The following is a 1,718-nucleotide window of genomic DNA, read 5'->3' on the forward strand; positions in this document are numbered from 1 at the left end:
GTGGGGAGCGGGGGCTGGGGCGTGATGGTGTAGGCGATGGTCGTCAGGGCGTCGAAGTTGACCGCGTCCAGGTAGAACTTGCAGACCCGCGGATCGTCCTTAGAGACGCCGAACGGCACGCCCACGCGGTGGATTCGGATGTCGCCGTTCTCGCCGGCGGCCGACGCGGTCGGCGCCGCCACCCAGGACGCGCCGGCCGCGGCGAGGGCGGTGAGGACGACCGTGGCGCCCGCTCGGACGCGGAAGGTACGTGGGAGTGTCAGGGTGGGCATGCGCGCTCCTCCGAATTCAGACGATTTCCATACAAATCGCTCTTTCGGCAGCACTCTCCTCGATGCCCGCGACGCTCCCCCGCATCGGCGCCCGGCGCGCCGTCAGATATCGCTCGTGCGGCGCAATCCCGGGCGCCGGAGCCTCTTGCCGACGGCCGGTCCGGCCTCTTCGGACCGCTCCGGAGAGCGCAGCGCCACCCCCGCCGACACCAGCAGCAGCGTCCCGAGCATCACGAACGGCGCGGCGGTGCCCGCGAGTCCCGCGACCAGGCCCGCGGTGGCCGGTGCGGCGACCTGGCCGAGGCGGTTGCCGGTCAGCCGCAGGGCGAGGGCGGTGGAGCGAGCGCCCTCGGGGGCGGCCTGGACGACCGTCGTCATGGACAACGGCTGGCCGACGCCGAGGCAGAAACCGAGCAGGGCGAGGATCACGGCCAGCGCCCACACCGGGACCGGCAGGGCGATGCCCGCGCACAACAGGGCGGCCAGCAGACACGTCACGGTCAGGAGCGACGCGCGCCCCAGCAGCCGTAGCAGCGGGGTCAGCACCAGGCGGCAGGCGATCGTGGCCGCCGCGCGCAGGCTCAGCAGCAGGCCGATGACCGAGGGGGCGATGCCCCGGTGCTCGCCGACCACCGGGAGGTACGCGGTGAGGATGTCCGTGGCCGACAGCACGGACAGGCTCACGAAGATGCCCCCGGGCACGCCCCGGGTCCGGAAGATGCGTCCGACGGGGATCCGGTCGGCCTGCCCGGTACGGGACTTGGCCCCCGTGTCGCGGTGCTCGATGCGCCACAGCGAGGTGAACGCGACCGCCGCCCCGGCGCCCGAGACGAGCAGCGCGAGCGCGCTCGTGCCCGCCATGTCGGGGCCACCGATCAGGGCGCCCGCCGCGACCGGGCCGACCAGTTGGCCGAGGGAGGCGCCGATGGTGAAGTGACCGAAGTTGCGGTCCTGTTCGTGCGGGGCGGACTGCCGGGCGACGAGGGACTGGGCACCGATGACGAAGCAGAGGTGGCCGAGGCCCATCACCCCGCTCCAGACCGCCATGGCCCACAGGGAGTCCGCGATGCCGCTGAGCGCGCAGCCGCCGGATATCAGCACCACGCCGACGGGCAGCAGCGGCGCGCACCGCCCGTGGTCCGTGCGGCGGCCGAGCGGTACGGCGGCGAAGAGCGGAAGCAGCGCGTACACACCGGCGATGACACCGATCGCGCGCTCGTCGGCGCCCAGCGCGAGGGCCCGGTAGGAGACGGCGGGCCGCGCCATCGACACCGCCCCCTGCGCGAAGCTGAAGGCGATGACGAGGCGGAGCAGCCAGCCGCGGTTCCCACCGGGCGCCATGATCAAGTCCTCCGTGAACGGGAGTTCCGTGGAAGGGGGTTCCGTGGAAGGGGGTTCCGTGGAAGGGGGTTCCGTGGAAGGGGGTTCCGTGGAAGGGAGTTCCGT

General features: G+C 73.1%; 1 protein-coding gene and 1 pseudogene. Both read right to left on the reverse strand.

Going from position 1 to position 1,718, the window contains the following annotated elements; translation table 11 throughout:
- A pseudogene (locus EHS43_RS43925) lies at positions 1-272 on the reverse strand (hypothetical protein); the annotation flags it as partial.
- Between the two features lie 102 nt (positions 273-374).
- The gene (locus EHS43_RS43930; RefSeq protein WP_125195982.1) at positions 375-1,613 is read right to left on the reverse strand and encodes an MFS transporter; all 1,239 of its coding nucleotides are present in this window, start codon (positions 1,611-1,613) and stop codon (positions 375-377) included.
- Positions 1,614-1,718: the final 105 nt, after the last annotated feature.

It is taken from the genome of Streptomyces sp. RP5T (assembly GCF_003933965.1).
Taxonomy (GTDB): Bacteria; Actinomycetota; Actinomycetes; order Streptomycetales; family Streptomycetaceae; genus Streptomyces.